An 18909-nucleotide genomic window follows, 5' to 3' on the forward strand; every position below is an offset into this window, starting at 1 on the left:
ATACGCCTATGACCGAACAGCCCATTGCTCCTAACATGCAAACTTCAGAAGATACCGACTTAATGATTGCGACTACTATTGTGACAGACAAGGTATCAGTAAAAACAGATACTGCAGAAGACAAACAGGATATCTCATCACCCCATCCAATATTTGAAGCGGTTAATGAGCGCTGCCTTATCACCGCTAAGCAGCTAAAGCGTTATAGTGCTGTTAGTAACTTGCCTACTGATACACGTACTGCACCAGATTTAGATATTAGCTTTGGGCAGCAGCGTGCGCTCAAAGCCTTGCACACTGCACTTGATATCAAAGCTAGCGGCTATCATGTCTTTGCAGCTGGTGAAAACGGGCTTGGTAAACGCACAGTTATTAGTCGTCTATTACAGCGTATTGCTATGGATGCACCAACGCCAAATGATTGGGTTTATGTACACAATTTTACTGACCCTCGTACGCCTTTAGCAATGCACTTACCTGCTGGACAAGCGGTAGTGTTACAGCAGCAAATTAATGATTTATGGTTACAGGCAAAAAAACGTTTGAGCCAACGTTTTCGTAGTGATCAGTATCAAAGCAAAATCGAAGCGATCAAAAACGATACTCATCAAAAAGAAAGCCTTGCTTATGATGCCCTAAACGCTGAAGGTAAACAGTATGATTTGGCGCTGACGTTTCGCTCGTTCGATAATAAAGCGATGTTTGTACATCCAAGCCAACTGCCAGTAGATGAAAATAATAAAACAACATTTGCCACTTCTATATCTGCGTCCACTAATATACCTGAAAATAATGAGGCCATAGATGGGGCTACAATAAATCATGATTCAATAGAAAACAGCCCTGACACTACCAATCTAACAGACACTAACACGCAGAGTGACTATGAGTCTGAGCTGAGTAATTTTACGCAAAAAAACCACATGCAAAAGCGACTTAGTCAACTGACCATTGCCTTAGAACAACTAGAAGATGAGGCCAATGACGCCATAGAAGATCTACATCGCAATATTGCCCGCCGAGCCCTACAACCTTTATTTACACCTATACGTGAGCAGTTTGCCGAACTCCCAGCTATCGTTACTTATCTTGATGCGATATTTGCTGACATGGTTACCCATGTAGAGCGTATCGTTAATGGTGATGATGAAGAGTTTGTCACTGCCGTACTGGCAACAACTCCTAGCCGATATGCAGTCAATGTCATGGTTAGTCATGAGCCTGAAAGCGGCGCACCTGTCATATTTGAAGACTTGCCGACTCACCTTAATTTGTTAGGACATGTCGAGCAAATTACTCAGTTAGGTACCGTGACAACTGATGTCAGTATGATACGTGCCGGCGCACTACACCGAGCAAATGGCGGCTATCTATTGTTAGAAGCCAGCCATGTACTTGAGCACCCTTACGCTTGGCAAGGTCTAAAACGTGCCCTACAATCACGTAAAATTAAGCTATCTAGCCTTGAGCAAATGTTGACGTTAACAGGCAGCTTGTCATTAGCACCTGCTCCAATTGACCTTGATATTAAAGTAGTTTTGCTCGGAGAAGCAGATTTATATTATGAGCTATTAGAGCTAGAACCAGAGTTTGATGCGGTATTCAAAGTTCGTGCCGACTTCCATGATGATGTCACTCGCACACCTGATCATGAGCTGGCCCTCGTTGCCAAAATGGCAGATATTATTGATTATGCAGACCTTTATCCTTTTGATAATAGTGCGCAAGCGGCACTTCTTGAACATTTAAGCTTACAGGCTGAAGACCAAGACCGTCTAAGCTTGCACAGTGACCGTCTCATTAAGCTCTTGCATGAGTCCAATCGCCACGCACGTCTTAGTGGAAACAACATCGTCGATGCGAGTCATGTCGCTCAAGCTATCAGCGATATGGATGAACGTTCAGGCTACTTGCGCGATTTGTATTGGGATGAGCTCAAAAACGGTCAACAGCTGATCAATACTCAAGGTGAGGCCGTCGGACAGGTCAACGCCTTGACTGTCGTTAGCTATGCTGATAGTGAATTTGGCATGCCAGCACGTCTTACTGCTGTGATTCAGCCTAATATTGGTGCTGGTGAGATTCTCGATATTGAACGTGATGTCGATTTGGGCGGCAGTTTACATGCAAAAGGCATGTTAATTATGACCAGCTACTTGCGTGCTCTATTTAGCCAACATCATGCACTGAATTTTAGTGCCTCTCTAGCCTTTGAACAAAGCTATGCTCATATTGATGGCGATAGCGCGACAGTTAGTGAAGCTTGTGCGCTCCTCTCGGCCTTAGCCAACGCGCCTATTAATCAGTCCTTCGCTATCACTGGCTCAATGAATCAGCTGGGAGAAGTACAAGCAGTCGGTGGTATTAACGCTAAGATTGCTGGTTTCTTCGATGCTTGTCGCGAGCAAGGTATGACGGAGCAACAAGGCGTCGTTATCCCAATGGCCAACGTCAAACAGTTAATGCTGCGTGACGACATTATCGCAGCAGTCGAAGCAGGTAGCTTTCATATTTATGGTGTGAACACGATTAATGAGGCCTTGACACTGATGACAGGCCTACCCATTGATACGATGAATAAAAAAGGTCGTTATCGTAAGGACACTCTATTTGGCAAAGTCTTGCAGCGTTTGATGTTGTGGGATGAAAATCAAGATACAGATGATGTTATTGACGATAAGAAGTCAAAAAAGAAAGCCAAAAAGAAGCGAAAAGCCAAACGTCAAACGTCAAACGTCAAACGTCAAACGTCAAACAAAAGATGATAAGAAGAAAGATCAGTATAAAAAAGACAATAGCAAAGAAAGCATAATTCGTGATGGAATTGAACAGTAGTGATTGGGATTCAATATCGTTCTTCTAAAGAACACTCTTTGCTCATATTTTCAGATAAAACTTTTAGAAAATTGCCAGATGATTGAACCCTAAAAGCTGCATCTAAACTTCCTAGACGCTACGGCTATTTTCTGCGATGATAAATGTCTTCGATGCTGAGCAAGCAAGATATGCTTTAATATGATACTGTTTTTAGTATGACACCCTGTAATCGATAATATTGATTCAACATTATGACAGACTCTATATAGGTTATCTCTTAATGACTGTGCAAAACGCTAACGCAACAGACGGATCTACCTCCAATGCTCAGGATATACAGGAAGATAAGCCTTCCGTATCATCTACTGAGGAGGCTGACAATGTGGCTGCCGATACAGCTAGCCGTCATGGGGCAGCGACTACTGCGCGTCAATGGCAAGTACTCTCACAGCTTCAGCGTAACCGTTGGGTTGGTACGACGCATATCTATGAACAGCTTAAGCTTGCAGGATTTGATATTAGCTTACGTACGGTACAAAGAGACTTAAATGCTTTGGCTAAACGCTTCCCAATTGAGAAAAATAATGCCAACCCGCAAGGCTGGCGCTGGAAAGATGACGCGCCACTACAAAGCCTGCCACATATGAATCTATCGCAAGCGGTCGCCTTTAATATGGTCGAGGCCAATCTCACTCAGCTACTTCCTCCTGCTATTTTAGATGAGTTATTTCCATGGTTTGACTTGGCACGGCGACAGCTTAAAAATAGTAAAGTCACGCATTCTTGGATTGATCGTGTACGCATTGAGACTGCAACTCAGCCGTTGATTGCCCCGCATATTGATTTGGACAGTAAAGATAATATTTATCATGCTCTGTTTTATCAATTACAAATCAAAGCCTGTTATACACGCAGTAATAAGTCAGAGGCTAGCGAATATATATTAAACCCTATTGCTATCATTCAGCGTGGCGTAATTATTTATTTGCTAGCGACTCGTACTGATGATCCAGAAGCTATTATCCGCACTTTTGCCCTGCATCGATTTGCTAGTGTGGAGATACTTAAAAGCACAGCACTAACACCAGAGAACTTCCATTTGGATAGCTATTTGGACGCTGGTAGCATGGGCTTTACTCATCCATTATTGAGCCAATTGCCTGATCACGGTAAAAATACCGCGATTGAGCTAAAATTTACTACGAGAGCTGGTAAAAGCCTGACTGAAAGCAAGCTTAGTGATGATCAGACAGTAATGTTCAACGACGATGACACCTTAACTATCCATGCGACAGTTAATCTAACGTCACAATTGGTCTGGTGGCTACGTGGTTTTGGCAAAGGTTTATTGGATGCCAAGCCGCAACTTCTTCATCAAGTAGTGTTGGATAAACAACTAGATGATGAGCAATAGTCAAATTAACTAATAAGAAACTTAAGCATCAACAAGGAATACCATGCCATCCACTGCCTCATTACCCCTACTTTCAGAAAACTTAAGCGCCTTAGGCTTAACGGCCGATATGTTGTTTTTTTCGCTAAATTATGAGTTTACTAAAACCGAACCTAAAGGCATGATGAAGCGCTTTAAAAAAAACCAAAGTGCGATTGATATCGATATTGCTTGCGTACTATACGATGATAATTGTACGATTAACGATATTGTATGGTTTAAACAACTGCGTGATAAAGCTGAGTCTGTCTGTCATCAAGGCGATAGTCTTAATGGAAAAGATCGTGGCGAGCAAGCCTTATATGATGCACCAGTAGATCAGGAGCAAATTCGTCTTTATCTAGACAAGATTCCTGCTCATATTAGCCATATTGGTCTGCTTGCTAGCTCATACTATGGACAGCCATTAGGCAAAGTAAAAGCAGGTGAAGTACATCTTAGCGATGACGAAGGTAACCGTGCTTTTGAGGTTAATTTAAAGCAAATTCCGCGCAACTGTAGTGCGATTTGGATTGCTAGTTTGCGCCGCCAAATAGATGATTGGCATCTCACTCTACAAAACTTACCGCTTTCTGAAAATGACTTACAAAAAGCAGCTCAACAAGTCGCGCATGAACTAGCGCGTGCTTTACCTATTTTATCACCGCAAATTGTGCGCACTTAGCTGAGAATTATAGATAAAAAAGCTGGCGATTTTGTAGGTCGCCAGCTTTTTTAGTTTTCGATAGTTGTCGTTGTACCGTATAACTTTACGTCAATTTCTTTCCATTCTACTCTAGCGCCTCACCGCAATGGGGACAAAAGTTCTTTTTACGAACTTCTTGCTCGCGGCGTTCAAGCTCTTGTTCACGTAATACTTGTAATACAATATCTTGTGCTTGTTCTTTATCTAGTCCAAGCTCACGACGAATCTTATCAATCATCGTTTGATTCTGCACTAAGTCAAAATCACTATCCACCAACTGTTCACGAAAATCTTGCTCCAACTCATCACGGCGTTGTGCAAGCTCGTTAGCAAGACCTGTCGCTAAAATACCAGCTGGCAGAGCCGCCAAACCCACACCCAAGATAGTAATAACTGCACCTAATATCTTGCCTGCATTGGTTATTGGCGTCACATCACCATAACCGACAGTCGTTAGCGTTACCACGGCCCACCACATTGCTTTCGGTATCGATTCAAATTCTTCTGGCTGCGCGTGGTTTTCTACTAAATAAATACCACTAGAGGCAGTCACAATCATGATAATTAAGATAAAAATAACGGCTTGGAATGAGCCTTTCTCTTTACTGATGACCACTAGCAAGATACGCATTGAGACAAAATAACGTGTAAGCTTTAAAATTCTAAACAGGCGTAGAATTCTTAGGAAACGCAGATCGAAGCTGACAAAGAAGTTTAAGAACGCGGGTACAATCGCTACCAAATCAATCAAAGCTGATGGGCTTCTTACCCAGTCCCAGCGTTGACGCCATGTAGTGTTATCTGGCTTGGCTTCAGCAATACTCCAAAAACGTAGCAAATACTCAATAGAGAATACGACTATTGAGAAGTTTTCAAATAAAGTAAAATATTCTTGATAAGGGTAATACCATTGGTCAACAGATTCAGCAATTACGGCAGCTACGTTCGTCATAATTAAAAAAATCAGAAAGTAATCGACATAACGACTAAATAGGGTGTCGTGGTCATCATTTTGTAAAATATCATAGACAAAATGACGCAGGCGCCGTATAGACTGGAATTGCATGCCGTCCCTATGCGGTGTAACACCGTGATTAAATGAATGAAAAATGAATGGTAAAGTCTTCAGTCCATCAAGTTAATAAATAGATACAGCTATATAAGAATAGGGTCATTTATGTAATCAAACAATTAAGCATCGAAGTATCAGTATAGAAGCATTATTTACCATTTCCCTGTTGGTCTCAATAATAAGAATAATCTATAGCGTATCTTCGATATATATCCTGAACTTTACTAGGCTTTTTAAGATTGGATTGATTATACAAAATTTGCATAAGATATATATATTAAGGCCAGTAGTAATAGAATTATGATAGCTAAACTAGCATGCAAAAACTGCAACTCCATACGAGAGCTACTACTCGAGCTATCAGCAGGCACCAATGACAATCCACATTGAGGACAGCTATTGTCAGCTTGGTTCAGTACGGTCATCGAGCGTGCATTAGTACAACGCATGGGAGAATTACTACAATAGCCAGTCATAAATATATCGCCATTTCTCTGATTAACATTATCTTTATAAAAATATTTCAATAAATTTTGTCTATGATATCTCTATCTGTGTGAGTCAAAAATATAAAACAAACATTAAAACTAACCTTATAGCCTATAACACTCTTATATGGGTTACCACAGATAATTTATTTAAATATTAAGAGCATATCCTCAACGTTAAACCTTATAATTATAAGAGATATTTGAATATCATTGTATAAGCACAAAATGTTATTCGCTACTGAAGTCATATTTACTACCACATATCAGTTATATCGCCTATTAGACTTTAGTACACTACCCTCAGTAAAGGAAATGTATTATAATGCAACTGATTAGTTACTTTTTATTTCATGAATGTAACTTTTTTCATAAGTAGTTGATGTCATCCCTCATTGAATACTTATTTTTTTATTACTGATTATGTTAAGGATCTACAAAATGAAGCTACAATCCCTAGTTTTAGCTACTGCTACTGCACTTACTATGACTACTGCTTTTGCTGTCCCTGCTGGTACTTGGACAGTGGCTGCCGGTGCACATTATGTTGACCCTAAAAGTGACAATGGCACAGTATCTACTGCCTTAGGCGACTTTGCAGTTGACGTTGATGGCGATGTGCGCCCAACAGTCAGTGGTGAGTACTTTGTTGCTAACAACGTTGGTATCGAATTACTAGCTGCCATTCCGTTTCATCATGACATCACTCTCAAGTCTGGCGACACTACTATTGATGCAAAAACACAGCACCTACCACCTACTCTATCTGTACAGTATCACTTCGATGGCTATAATCTGCCTATGAATGTGAAGCCTTTTATTGGCGTTGGTGTGAACTACACAACTTTCTTTAAAGAAAAAGTTTATATTCCTCTTGCTGGTGACTATGATTTAGATCTTGATGATAGTGTTGGCGTTGCAGGTCACATTGGCTTAGATATTCCTTTTGCTCCAACTGAGTCTTTCCGTATTGATGCACGTTATATGGATATCAAAACAGATGCTAGCTTAAACGGTGATGAAATTGGTGAAGTTGATATTAGCCCTTGGGTCTATGGCGTAGCTTACGTTAAAAGCTTCTAATTAGAAGTCTGTTTTATTTAGCATTACTTATGGTAATAAGAAAGCCGGTATCTGCCGGCTTTTTTGTGCCTGTTGATCAATAAAACTAAAAACATCCAATGTTCAAACGTATTGAATATTCGCAAACAATGCCTACTTGAAAATGCTTAACACATTCTAAAAAATCTAAATTTACACCATAAAAAAAGACCATCCAAGGACAGTCTTTTTGTTCGATCATTATATGAACCGTTTACACAATTTATAGCAAGATACGACGTGGATCAGCAAGTAAGCTTGCGACATAACGCGTAAATACGGCGGCATCAGCACCATTAATGACACGATGGTCATAAGACAATGATAGTGGCAACATTAGACGTGGCTCGAAGGTTTGCTTGTCGGCATTCCAGCGTGGCTGCATTGTTGCTTCAGAAGCGCCTAATATACCTACTTGCGGCCAATTTACTAATGGTGTAAATGAAGTCCCACCTAAAACGCCTTGGCTTGAAATCGTGAAACTAGCACCTTGCAAATCTTTGGTACTGAGTTTTTTGTCACGAGCTTTCACTGCCAGCTCGCCAATCTCAATCGCAATCTGCTTAATACCTTTATCTTGAGCATTCTTAATTACTGGCACAATTAAGCCGTCATCAGTCGCCACGGCAATACCCATATTGACACTTTTACGCAAGATAATCTGCGTATTATCATCATTTAGATGGCTATTAAAGCGTGGATGCTGCGTAAGCGCATAGGCGGTCGCTTTGACAATAAATGCCAAGATGGTCAGACCAATACCTTGCGCTTTCATACCACCTTTTAACTCACCACGTAGCTTTTCAGTCTCCGTGATATCTGACAAATCGAACTGCGTTACTTGCGGTAGCAAAGTATTGTAGTTGAGCTGTGGTATTGAGACCTTTTGTAGACGGCTAAGGTCTTGAGTTTCTGTTTCGCCCCAGATATCTGTATTGCTCATGTCAGGCAGTTTTGGCAGACTTGAGCTTGCTACGTTGCTACTAGCAGCAGGTGCAGATTTTTGCGTAGTTAAACTGTTTTTGACGTGCGCAAATAAGTCTTCTTTTAAGATACGGTCATTTATCGCTGTGCCATTTACCTGAGTAATATCTACGCCTAGCTGACGAGCAAGCTTACGTACAGCAGGACCCGCATAAACCTCGGTTAATTTTTCATTAACTTGAGCTTCTGTTAGCTTGCTACCACTAGAGTCACTCGCTGCAGGCGCAGACTTAGTGGCAACTTGCTTGGGCTCACCAGTAGTTTTGCTTTCAGGCTTAGTGCTAACGTCTTGATCGTTAGAGCCAGCTTTCGTTTGTGACTCAGTATCTTTTGACTCATCTGCACTATTATCAGCAGTATCTGAACCACTACTAACGATAACGATGAAATCTTGACCATTAGCAACCATGTCACCAGCTTCAACAAGTATTTTTTCAATCTTGCCTGCTTCTGGAGCTGGCACTTCAACTGAGGCTTTATCAGACTCAATTAATAAGATTGACTGATCAGCACTGACTATGTCACCTACGCTAACCATGATCTCAGCCACTTGCGCTTCATCAACCCCTAAATCTGGCAATGCATGCGTGGTAGCTTTTCCTGCTTTTTCGGCAGGTTTAGACGTATTTGAATCGGCTGATTTAGTATCGTCTTGTTTTTCTTCTTGCTTAGTATCTTGGGGCTCGTTTTGTTTTTCGGTTTCAGGTGCTTCTTTACTCTCTTCATTCGCACTTTTACTGTCGTCTTGGTTATCATCTTGACTGTCAGTATCAGCATCACTATCAAGCTCGATAAGCACCATACCTTCACTAACTTGATCGCCGATAGCAACACTAATTTTAGTGATCTTACCAGCAGCTGAGCTCGGCACTTCGACCGAGGCTTTATCAGATTCTAGCAAGATAATATTGTCGTCTTTGGCAATAACATCGCCGACTTCTACCATAATCTCACTGACTTCGGCGCTATCAACACCCAAATCGGGGGCTTTAATTTCCATCCTTGCTCTCCTTATCTTGTATTTGTCTTATTTTGTGAATCTCATTCTTTGATGTCATCATCATTGAGCAAATTGGCATCGGCTTTATCTTCAGCGCGGCCTTCAGTGCTGACTTCATCATCATCTTCATCGACAAACTCAGGTACAGGATTCGGGTTAACGTTATCAGGTGCTGGTGCTGGCGCATCTGGGAAATGATCATAATGAGGTTGTTGCTGCCATGCAGGTGGCTGGTCCACTTCGATGCCAAAGCTTGAAATAGCATCTTTTACAAGGCGCATCTCAACTTCACCTTCATCAGCTAAGCGTTTGAGCGTTGCTACCACAATGTGAGCGGCGTCCACGTGGAAGAAGCTACGTAAGTTTTCACGGGTATCAGAACGACCATAACCATCTGTACCTAGGGTAGTATAAGGACGATTATCTGGTAACCAACCACGGATTTGCTCTGAGTAGTTACGCATATAGTCAGTTGCGGCGACTACAATACCTTCATGAGGGGCAAGCTGCTCGGTCACCCATGATACTTTCTCTTCTTCCATAGGATGCAGACGGTTGTAATCATCACAAGCCATACCATCACGTGTCAGCTCATTAAAGCTAGTCACGCTCCATACGTTAGACGAAATATTGAACTCGTCTTTTAATATCTGCGACGCTTTTTGTACTTCACGTAAGATAACACCAGAACCCAACAGCTGAACTTGTATTGATCCATTATCTTCAAGCAAGTACATGCCTCGTTTAATACCTTCCTCGCAACCTTCTGGCATCGCAGGTTGCTCATAGTTTTCGTTCATTAAAGTTAAATAATAATAAACGCGCTCGCCTTCGCCATACATGCGGCGTAGGCCATCATGCATAACTACTGCTAGCTCATAACCAAAGCAAGGGTCATAAGTTACACAGTTCGGTACAACGTTAAATAAGATTTGCGAATGACCATCTTGATGCTGTAAGCCTTCGCCATTCAAGGTTGTACGACCCGCTGTCGCTCCTAATAAGAAGCCTTGTGCCTGACAATCACCCGCCGCCCATGCTAGATCACCGATGCGCTGGAAACCGAACATTGAATAGTAAATATACATCGGAATCATCGGTAACGCATTCACAGAATAGCTTGTTGCTAACGCAATCCAAGTACTCATCGCGCCTGCTTCGTTGATGCCTTCTTCTAACATGTGGCCGTCGATTGCTTCTTTATAACCCATCAAGGCTTCGCTATCTTCTGGTGTATATTTTTGCCCAACAGCAGAATAGATACCTAGTTGACGGAACATACCTTCTAAACCAAAAGTACGTGCTTCATCAGGTACGATAGGAACGACGCGATCTTGGATATCTTTATTTTTGAGCATTGCTGATAGCAAACGCACAAACACCATAGTGGTAGATTGCTCTTTACCGTTGCTGCCTTTCAGTACACGATCAAACATAGACAGTTCAGGAATGTTCAGTGGAATGTGACCACTACGACGATTCGGCAAGTGACCACCTAAGGCTTCACGGCGCCCTTTTAGGTACTTCATCTCCGCAGAACCTTCCTCAGGACGATAAAACGGTAGGGTCTCTAACTGCTCATCAGTAAATGGCAAATCAAAGCGATCACGGAAATACATTAGGGCTTCTTGATCTAGTTTTTTGACTTGGTGCGACTTATTAACGGCTTGGGTCTGAGCAGATAAGCCATAGCCTTTAACTGTTTTGACAAGAATAACTGTAGGTTGACCTTTCGTCTTCATCGCTTCACTAAAAGCGGCATAGACTTTCATCGGATCATGACCACCACGATTTAAACGTGAAATATCTTCATCAGACAAGGCGTCTGCCATCTCTTCTAATTCTGGATATTTACCGAAGAACTCCTTGCGGGTAAATTCAGGGGTACGAGCTTCATATAGCTGATACTCACCATCAACTACTTCTTCCATACGATATTTAAGAACACCAGTATCATCATTAGCCAGTAAACTATCCCACTTACCGCCCCAAACGACCTTAATCACACGCCAGCCAGCACCGCGGAACACAGACTCTAACTCTTGAATAATCTTACCATTACCACGTACTGGTCCATCAAGACGCTGTAGATTACAGTTGACGACCCAGATTAAATTATCAAGCTTCTCACGACCAGCAAGTGATATTGCACCTAAGCTTTCTGGCTCATCCGTCTCACCGTCACCTAAGAACGTCCAAATCTTGCGACCTTCCTTCTCAAGCAATCCACGGTTTTCCATATAGCGATGCACATGCGCATGATAAATTGACATGATTGGACCCAAACCCATTGAAACAGTTGGGAACTGCCAGTAGTCAGGCATCAGATACGGATGCGGATAGCTTGATAAACCTTTGCCACCTACTTCACGGCGGAAGTTATCTAACTGCTCCTCGTCTAAGCGACCCTCTAGATAAGAGCGCGCATAAATACCCGGTGCTGAATGACCTTGGTAATAAATCATATCACCGCCGAAATGATCGCTCGCCGCACGGAAAAAATGGTTAAAACCAGTTTCATACAGTGTGGCACTTGATGCAAATGTCGCTAAGTGACCACCTAAGTCATCGTCATTTTTGTTTGCGCGCATCACCATTGCCAAAGCATTATAGCGAATCAAAGCGCGAATCTTGCGCTCGATAGCCAAATCACCAGGGTACATCGGCTCATCTTCTACTGCGATGGTATTGATATAGGCAGTGTCTAAACGATTAAAAGGTAGATCTTCCTGTACGGCCATATTATATAGCGCTTTTAATAAGAACTGTGCACGATCCTTATCAGCATGCTTAATGACAGATTCAAAAGCTTCCAACCATTCTTGCGTTTCGGTGCTATCAGCATCCTTATAGTAATTCATCTTTGTTCGTCCTTTTATATCAGTCATTCCTACCTAAAGGTAGGGTGTTATTTAATAGTGTGTAATGAGATAACGGGCTACTTTACGACGTCCTTGCTACGCTTAAGCATTCCATTGTCTTACGCGGTAATAGAGATAATATTATGCCAGTTGAGTGACTAATAAGCACAATTATGATATTGGCTACATAGTGACTTTAATTTGTCAAAGCCATTTGCTGATCATACTAGTAACATCTGTATATATGATCATAAAATAATTACAGTCGTTCATTATAGGCTCTTATGACTCAAATGTTTATGGCTGTAGAGAAATGACAACATAACAAGTATTTCGTAGATAAATAGCGATTAGTTTTTTTAAAAATGACAAAGCTAAATGTAATATTTATAGCGCGTATTAACAAACTATTGTTATTCATTAAATAATTATATTCTCTCTATCATATCAAAATGACCGTTGGTAATATTAAACTGGCTTTTGTGATACTTACTACCTAACATCTTCTACCAGTAAGCTTGTGAAAACCTGCTTAACTATTGACCATCGTGGTAAATAGCTGATTTTGGGAATAGTCGTATGCACAAAGCTCAATGTTTTTTAGGTTCGCGAGGCTCATCTTTATTGAGTAGAGCTTTACAGAAAACACTAATCTCAATGAGCATTACTGTACTACTATTGTTCAGCAATTCATCTTTTGCTTTTGAATCTAATCCTGGGGCTACTTGTCCTTCTGGCACTGTCCAAGGCAAATTTGCAGATAATGACTATCCTAATTTATTATCGAGCTACAACAACAATAGTTATGTACCAGTAGTAGGCACACCTGCGAATACCATACCACTCAGTGTCAATATGAATATTTCGCAAACGAACAACTCTACAGTTACGCCTTCGGTTGGAAGTAATTACCTTCATATCGATAAAACTGGTAATGATAGCAATTTAACAACGACTGCTATAACCCTTAGCTTTCGGAATTCTAGCAGCGCTACTCCTTTCTATCTAAGCAATGTTGCATTAAGTATTTTCGATATTGATAGAAGCATTCCTAATACTAATAATGGTAGAGGTTGGAGTGATCAAGTAACGATTACTGGTAAGACTGCGAGCGGTGATATTATTGCTGGCAAGACATTCACTGGCTCCAATGTAACAAATTCTGGAAACACATTTTTCTCATCGGAAAACACACAGTGTAGTGCCGAACTTGACACCAAGTGTCAAGCCTCTATCTCGTTTGCACAACCTGTACAATCAGTAGTAATAAGCTATGGCCATACTGACGAAGTTAGGAAACCTTCAAATCAGGATATAGATTTTCGAGTAGATAATTATTGTTATACCCCGCCTTTGTCTTATGAAATTTCTAAGACTGACGGTATAAATAGCATCGGCACTAACAACACGACTAACTACATCGTTAAAATCATCAATACTGGTGGTGCTACCTTAAACAACGTAACTATAAAAGATGCTGCCGTTGCCGGACTCAGCAAACAATCCAACATCACATGTGACACGACAGATACTACCAATAGTTGTACTACCGTACCGACAGTGTCTCAACTAGAAGGGACAGGATTTACGATCCCATCTATTCCTGTCGGCAAGAGCTACAGCATTATTGTGCCTACTCATGTGACTGCGTCTGCAGGCGCTACTGTAACTAATATAGCTACCATCAGTCATGCAAATTTGGCCACCAAAAGTGCAAGTGATAGCAACACAGTTAACTCAACATTTGACGAAGGCTCGACTACCACACCAGCCACTTGTCCAAGTGGTCATCAAATGTATTACTTTGGAGGAAATAAGCCTGCTGGCGCTATACAACCTTCAAATGTAAGCTGGGCAAATGGAAGTTTGAGTAACGAATACACTTTTAACGGCATTAAATTTAAATTAGCTTTTTCTGAGACTACACATCTGCTTTCTGGTTATCCAAGCTATGGTAGTGATCCTGGCGTAACGGAGAATGCTCTCAATATGTTCCATAGTAGCCAACGTGCTGCAATCAATCACAAACTAACCGCTGTCATAGACAGACCTGTCTCAAAATATGGGTTTGTTGTTCAGGATTTGGATTCTAATGAGGCTGGCAAGTATGTTGAGTCAATCTCACTTCTTACTTCTGGCGGACTGTTTTCCAACTTACGCAGTAATTATTTAACACAGTCTGGTAGTACTGTGTCAGGGACTCAGTGGAACAACTGTAGCACCTCCAACTCATGTAACTTCAATGTAGATTGGGGTTATAAATCGGCAAATACCCCTTTTATAGTAACTCATGGTAATACTTATTCTGGAGCATCTAGCACAGAATCGACTGGTAATCACTTGATGGGCTACTCAGACTTTTACTTTTGTCTTGCACCACCGAAAATTGTTGTAAAAAAAGCACTAAACGGTACACGTGTGAATGACAAAGACAGCCAGCGCGATCAGTTTGAGATTATGGTGACGGGTGGATCAATAGCAGCCAATGGTTTTACTACAACTGGCACAGGCGCAACGATCACTAATGGTAGTAGCAACGTCATAAGTTTAGCAGAAAGCACAACATATACGATTACTGAAAGAGTTATGAATGGGACGACGCTTGGCGATATCGCGAACTATAACGCCACTTATACTTGTACTAATGCCACGACAAACGGCACTACTATACCGACTACCGCAATGAAATATGATGCTACTGCCAAAACTCGCTCATTCACTATTTCTGGTACTACTTACGGCGATGAGATTACTTGTACCATCACCAATAGTCCAGCAACCTACTCTTTCTCAGGAACGGTTTTTAATGACAATGGTGGTATCACTGAAGCTCAAGCGGATATCAGAAACGCTACTATAGACAGCGGTGTATATAACAATGCTAACTACTTTGACGGATTATTTAGCATCCCCTCTGAGAGCGGTATAGCGGGTAGTACAGTTAGTCTGGTGAATTGCACCAATACCAGTACTGTCTATGCTACAAAAGCTGCAGAGAACTCTGGTAGTAATATAGGGAAATATCAAATCACTGTAGCTAGTACCACATTGGCTGGTGTTGGCTCAGTATGTCTTATCGAAAGCAATAACAATAGCAGCCCTGCTTACCCTATTCGTACGACTACTGAAAAGCAAAGCATTGCTCTAATAGCAAACAATTATAACTATTTAAATAACAACTTTGGTAGAGTCATTACCAACAATGCAGCGCTGGTTCTTGAAAAAGAACAAGCGGCCAATGACTGTAAATTTACTAACTTTGCTAGCTTAACTTACAGTAAAAACCCTCTTTCTAGCTCTACTACAGGCGCAGGTACAGATGTCAAACCAGGCCAATGCATTGCCTATAAGATCACTGCTACCAATCGCTCAAATGTCGCTATCGATAACTTTGTGATGCAAGACGTATTACAGCGTAAAGATCCTAACAATCCAGCAGATCCTACGGTTACCTCTGTATTAGCAGGACCCGCACGAACGGTTGGCGTCTTTAACGATGGTCTAAGTAATGGTCAGAACGGCACGATTACTACTATATTCGCTACTTTACCCAAAAAAGAGAAACGTATTTTTTACTTTAATACTCAATATGGTTCGACACAGTCCAAGTAGTTGCTAATGTTAGATATTAGATTAATTAGCTTGAGCTGATCAAGCTGGTCTTATTTTAACTACAAACCTGTGATTGTATGATTGATAATAAAAACTTAAACAAGGCTAAATTTCAGCCTTTACCGCTTAACTATCTCAAAACTCCACCTATCTGACTTTAGTCGCACTGACCGAGTTTTACCTTTATATTCCACATAAGTAATATACAAATATCGCTAACATAATAAAAATACATTTTATATATATAAAGTGTAAGTACTATATTTGCCTGCAGAAATGTGCAGCCGTAAATCTACTGTGTTTAGACACTCTGTATTTGCCCTACATTGAGGCTTTTTGACTGGTTGATTAGGGTAAAGGAAGAAAGGAAAAAATCATGAAAGCTAGACTTTATCTAAAAAAACTTATAACTACCATGATGGTATCTGCTGCGTTATTCAGTAGCGCACAGGCGACAGACGCTTTAAAGATGGAATTACAAGCTAATAAAATTATAAAGACCGCTGATGGCAAGCTTAGCTATATCACCGCATCAAATGCTCAAAAGGGTGAGACCGTACAATACCGCGCTACTTATACCAACGTCATTGATCAACCTATTAGCGATGTCGCTGTGACTTTGCCGATACCTGCAAACATGATATTCACTGGTGAAGCACAACCAAAAAGTGCGCAAGCAACAATCGATGGCAAAAACTATGCGGACATGCCGCTTATGCGCAGAGTAGACGGCAAAGTCGTCAAGGTTCCATTGGCTGAATATAAAGCACTTCGTTGGAATATTAAGTGGCTTCCTGCGAACAAACTAGCAGACGTATCTCTTAATACCATTATTAATTAATAACCTTTATCAATTAACAACTTTGATTACTTTGCGCGACACTTTTAGGAAAACTAATTTATGAAGTCTAATATATTCAAATATTCAGTATTAACTGTCGGTGTTGTAGCCGCTATGAGCGTGACTAGTTTGGCCAACTCTGCTACGCCAACAGGAGGCACTTCTGGTACTTTTGACGTTGAAAACAAAGCCACTGCCACTTATACCGTCGCTGGCAACTCTACGCAACAAAACGCTGAATCAAACAAAGTGACTGTAAATGTATCTGAAACAGGTTCTTTTAGTTTAATCGCGACTGTAGCTGATACCACTCCTAACGATAACTTCAATCACGATACGATTAATCCACAAGCCAGTTCAACAGTAGATTTTACTCATAAACTTACTAACAATGGTAACGTTGATGATACTTATACAGTTAATATTGATAATGCGGCAGATGATGATTTTGATTATAGCCTTCCTAGCACTACCATCACTTATCAGAAAAAGGATGCTGGTGGAGTAAGTATAGGCAGCCCCGTGACTATAACTAACGGTGGTACGATAGATCTTGCACCTAATCAATATGCAGATATTACTATCAAAGCACTGACTACGGTAGAACGAATCAATAATAAAACTGGTTCTCTTACAGTTACTGCTACTAGTGTGAACCGCCCCGGGATTGTCGGAGACTCAACATTCTGAGAGAATACGACAATGAAAAAACAAACCTACACTCCTGAGATTAAAGAACGCGCCGTTCGCATGCTGATAGAAGCGTTGGGCGACTATCCCTCCACATGGTCAGCGATTCAAGCCATTGCCCCTAAGATTGGCTGTACGCCTGAAACCCTGCGGTCGTGGCATAAAAAACACATCGATCAAACTATTCCTGCATCGGTGCAAGCGCAAAGTGATAAAGAGCGCATCAAGGAGCTTGAACGCGAATGCAGAGAGCTCAAGCAAGCCAATGAGATCATACGTAAGGCTGCCGCTTTTTTCGCCCAGGCGGAGCTCGACCGCTGACTAAAATCATGATTCAATTCATCGACGATCATAAGAATAATTATGGGGTCGAGCTGATCTGTAGAGTATTACCGATTGCCCCATCAACCTATCACCGTGCTAAAGACTTGGAGAGCTACCCTGAAAAACGCTCACTGCGCAGTCAGCATGACGACTACTATCTCAGCGAGATTAAACGCATCTGGCAGGACAGCAAATGCCGTTACGGTGCGCGTAAAGTATGGCAGCAGATGAAAGCTGACGGGTTAAAGGTTGCTCGGTGTACCGTAGAGCGATTAATGAAGCAGTATGGCCTACAAGGCGTCTGGCGTGGCAAAGGCAAGATTACCACCAACAGCCGTGACGACCAAAAGCGCGCTGATGACTTAGTCAATCGTAACTTTAGCGCTTATCGTCCTAACCAGCTGTGGGTTGCAGATTTTACCTATATCAAGACGACAAGCGGCTGGGTCTATACCGCTTTTATTATTGATGTGTTTGCCCGTGCTATCGTTGGTTGGAAGGTATCTAATCGTATGAACACCGATATGGTGATGGCGGCTTTAAATCAAGCAATAGCAGATAGAAACCATCCCAAAGATGTCATTCATCACAGTGATCGAGGGGTTCAGTACTTATCCATTCGCTATACTGATAAAATGACGGATTCTGGCGTGATTGCCTCTGTTGGTACAACAGGCGACTCTTATGACAACGCATTGGCTGAAACGGTCAATGGGCTTTATAAGTCTGAGGTGATTCATTATTTAAAGCAAAACTGGACTGGTGTGAACGATGTTGAACTGGCAACCCTTGAGTGGGTGGACTGGTTTAATAAAACACGACTGCATAGTACGATTGGTTATGTGTCACCTTTTGATTTTGAAAAGCGGTATTATGATAATTTAACCCTGTCAGGCATCGCTGCCTGACTCAAGTAAATCACTCTCCGATAAAGTCGGGGCGGTTCAGTGCTTACTTAAAAGGTAAGAACACAGGAACGCC

Annotated in this window: 11 protein-coding genes and 1 other annotated feature; of the genes, 8 read left to right on the top strand and 3 right to left on the bottom strand. The window is 41.4% G+C overall.

Annotated features, from left to right (window positions below; genetic code table 11):
* Window positions 1-8 precede the first annotated feature (8 nt).
* From AK825_RS08160 to AK825_RS08170, 3 genes are all read left to right on the top strand, one after another.
* Window positions 9-2765 carry an ATP-binding protein gene (locus tag AK825_RS08160; RefSeq protein ID WP_227514039.1) on the top strand — a complete coding sequence of 919 codons (2757 nt, stop codon included), beginning with the start codon at window positions 9-11 and terminating at the stop codon, window positions 2763-2765.
* Between the two features lie 332 nt (window positions 2766-3097).
* Entirely contained in the window at window positions 3098-4231 is a 1134-nt protein-coding gene (locus AK825_RS08165) for a WYL domain-containing protein (RefSeq protein WP_082787213.1), read from the top strand.
* 43 nt (window positions 4232-4274) lie between these two features.
* On the top strand, window positions 4275-4934 hold the full coding sequence (locus AK825_RS08170) for a TerD family protein (RefSeq protein ID WP_068036149.1): 660 nt from the start codon (window positions 4275-4277) through the stop codon (window positions 4932-4934).
* Between the two features lie 106 nt (window positions 4935-5040).
* Here AK825_RS08170 and AK825_RS08175 read toward each other — a convergent pair whose 3' ends face one another.
* The gene (locus AK825_RS08175) at window positions 5041-6021 is read right to left on the bottom strand and encodes an ion transporter (RefSeq protein ID WP_068036150.1); all 981 of its coding nucleotides are present in this window, start codon (window positions 6019-6021) and stop codon (window positions 5041-5043) included.
* Window positions 6022-6956: 935 nt separating this feature from the next.
* Between AK825_RS08175 and AK825_RS08185 the strand changes: the two genes are divergently transcribed.
* Window positions 6957-7598 carry an OmpW family outer membrane protein gene (locus tag AK825_RS08185; protein WP_068036154.1) on the top strand — a complete coding sequence of 214 codons (642 nt, stop codon included), beginning with the start codon at window positions 6957-6959 and terminating at the stop codon, window positions 7596-7598.
* Window positions 7599-7839: 241 nt separating this feature from the next.
* On the opposite strand, the gene AK825_RS08190 is transcribed toward AK825_RS08185, so the two are convergent.
* Together AK825_RS08190 and aceE are read right to left on the bottom strand one after the other, a co-directional pair.
* Window positions 7840-9600 (bottom strand): 2-oxo acid dehydrogenase subunit E2, encoded by a 1761-nt coding sequence (locus AK825_RS08190; protein WP_068036156.1) that lies wholly within the window; start codon window positions 9598-9600, stop codon window positions 7840-7842.
* Window positions 9601-9641: 41 nt separating this feature from the next.
* The gene (aceE, locus tag AK825_RS08195; protein WP_068036157.1) at window positions 9642-12461 is read right to left on the bottom strand and encodes a pyruvate dehydrogenase (acetyl-transferring), homodimeric type; all 2820 of its coding nucleotides are present in this window, start codon (window positions 12459-12461) and stop codon (window positions 9642-9644) included.
* Window positions 12462-13040: 579 nt separating this feature from the next.
* On the opposite strand from aceE, the gene AK825_RS08200 reads away from it, so the two are divergent.
* The 4 genes from AK825_RS08200 (at window position 13041) to AK825_RS08220 (ending at window position 18836) form a co-directional block, all read left to right on the top strand.
* Complete coding sequence (locus AK825_RS08200; protein ID WP_068036159.1) at window positions 13041-16073, top strand: DUF11 domain-containing protein; 3033 nt, start codon at window positions 13041-13043, stop codon at window positions 16071-16073.
* Window positions 16074-16449: 376 nt separating this feature from the next.
* Window positions 16450-16914, top strand: a complete 465-nt coding sequence (locus AK825_RS08205) for a hypothetical protein (RefSeq protein WP_068036161.1) — start codon at window positions 16450-16452, stop codon at window positions 16912-16914.
* Window positions 16915-16974: 60 nt separating this feature from the next.
* Window positions 16975-17604 (top strand): hypothetical protein, encoded by a 630-nt coding sequence (locus tag AK825_RS08210; RefSeq protein WP_068036163.1) that lies wholly within the window; start codon window positions 16975-16977, stop codon window positions 17602-17604.
* A 12-nt stretch (window positions 17605-17616) separates the two neighbouring features.
* Window positions 17617-18836 (top strand): IS3 family transposase gene (locus tag AK825_RS08220; protein ID WP_149038742.1). Its coding sequence is split into 2 segments (ribosomal slippage): window positions 17617-17902 and window positions 17902-18836, totalling 1221 coding nucleotides; the frame shifts between segments, so codons are not numbered across the junction.
* Window positions 17892-18008, top strand: a sequence feature (AL1L pseudoknot). (Overlaps the previous gene by 117 nt.)
* Window positions 18837-18909: the final 73 nt, after the last annotated feature.

The organism is Psychrobacter sp. P11G5, from assembly GCF_001593305.1.
GTDB lineage: Bacteria > Pseudomonadota > Gammaproteobacteria > Pseudomonadales > Moraxellaceae > Psychrobacter.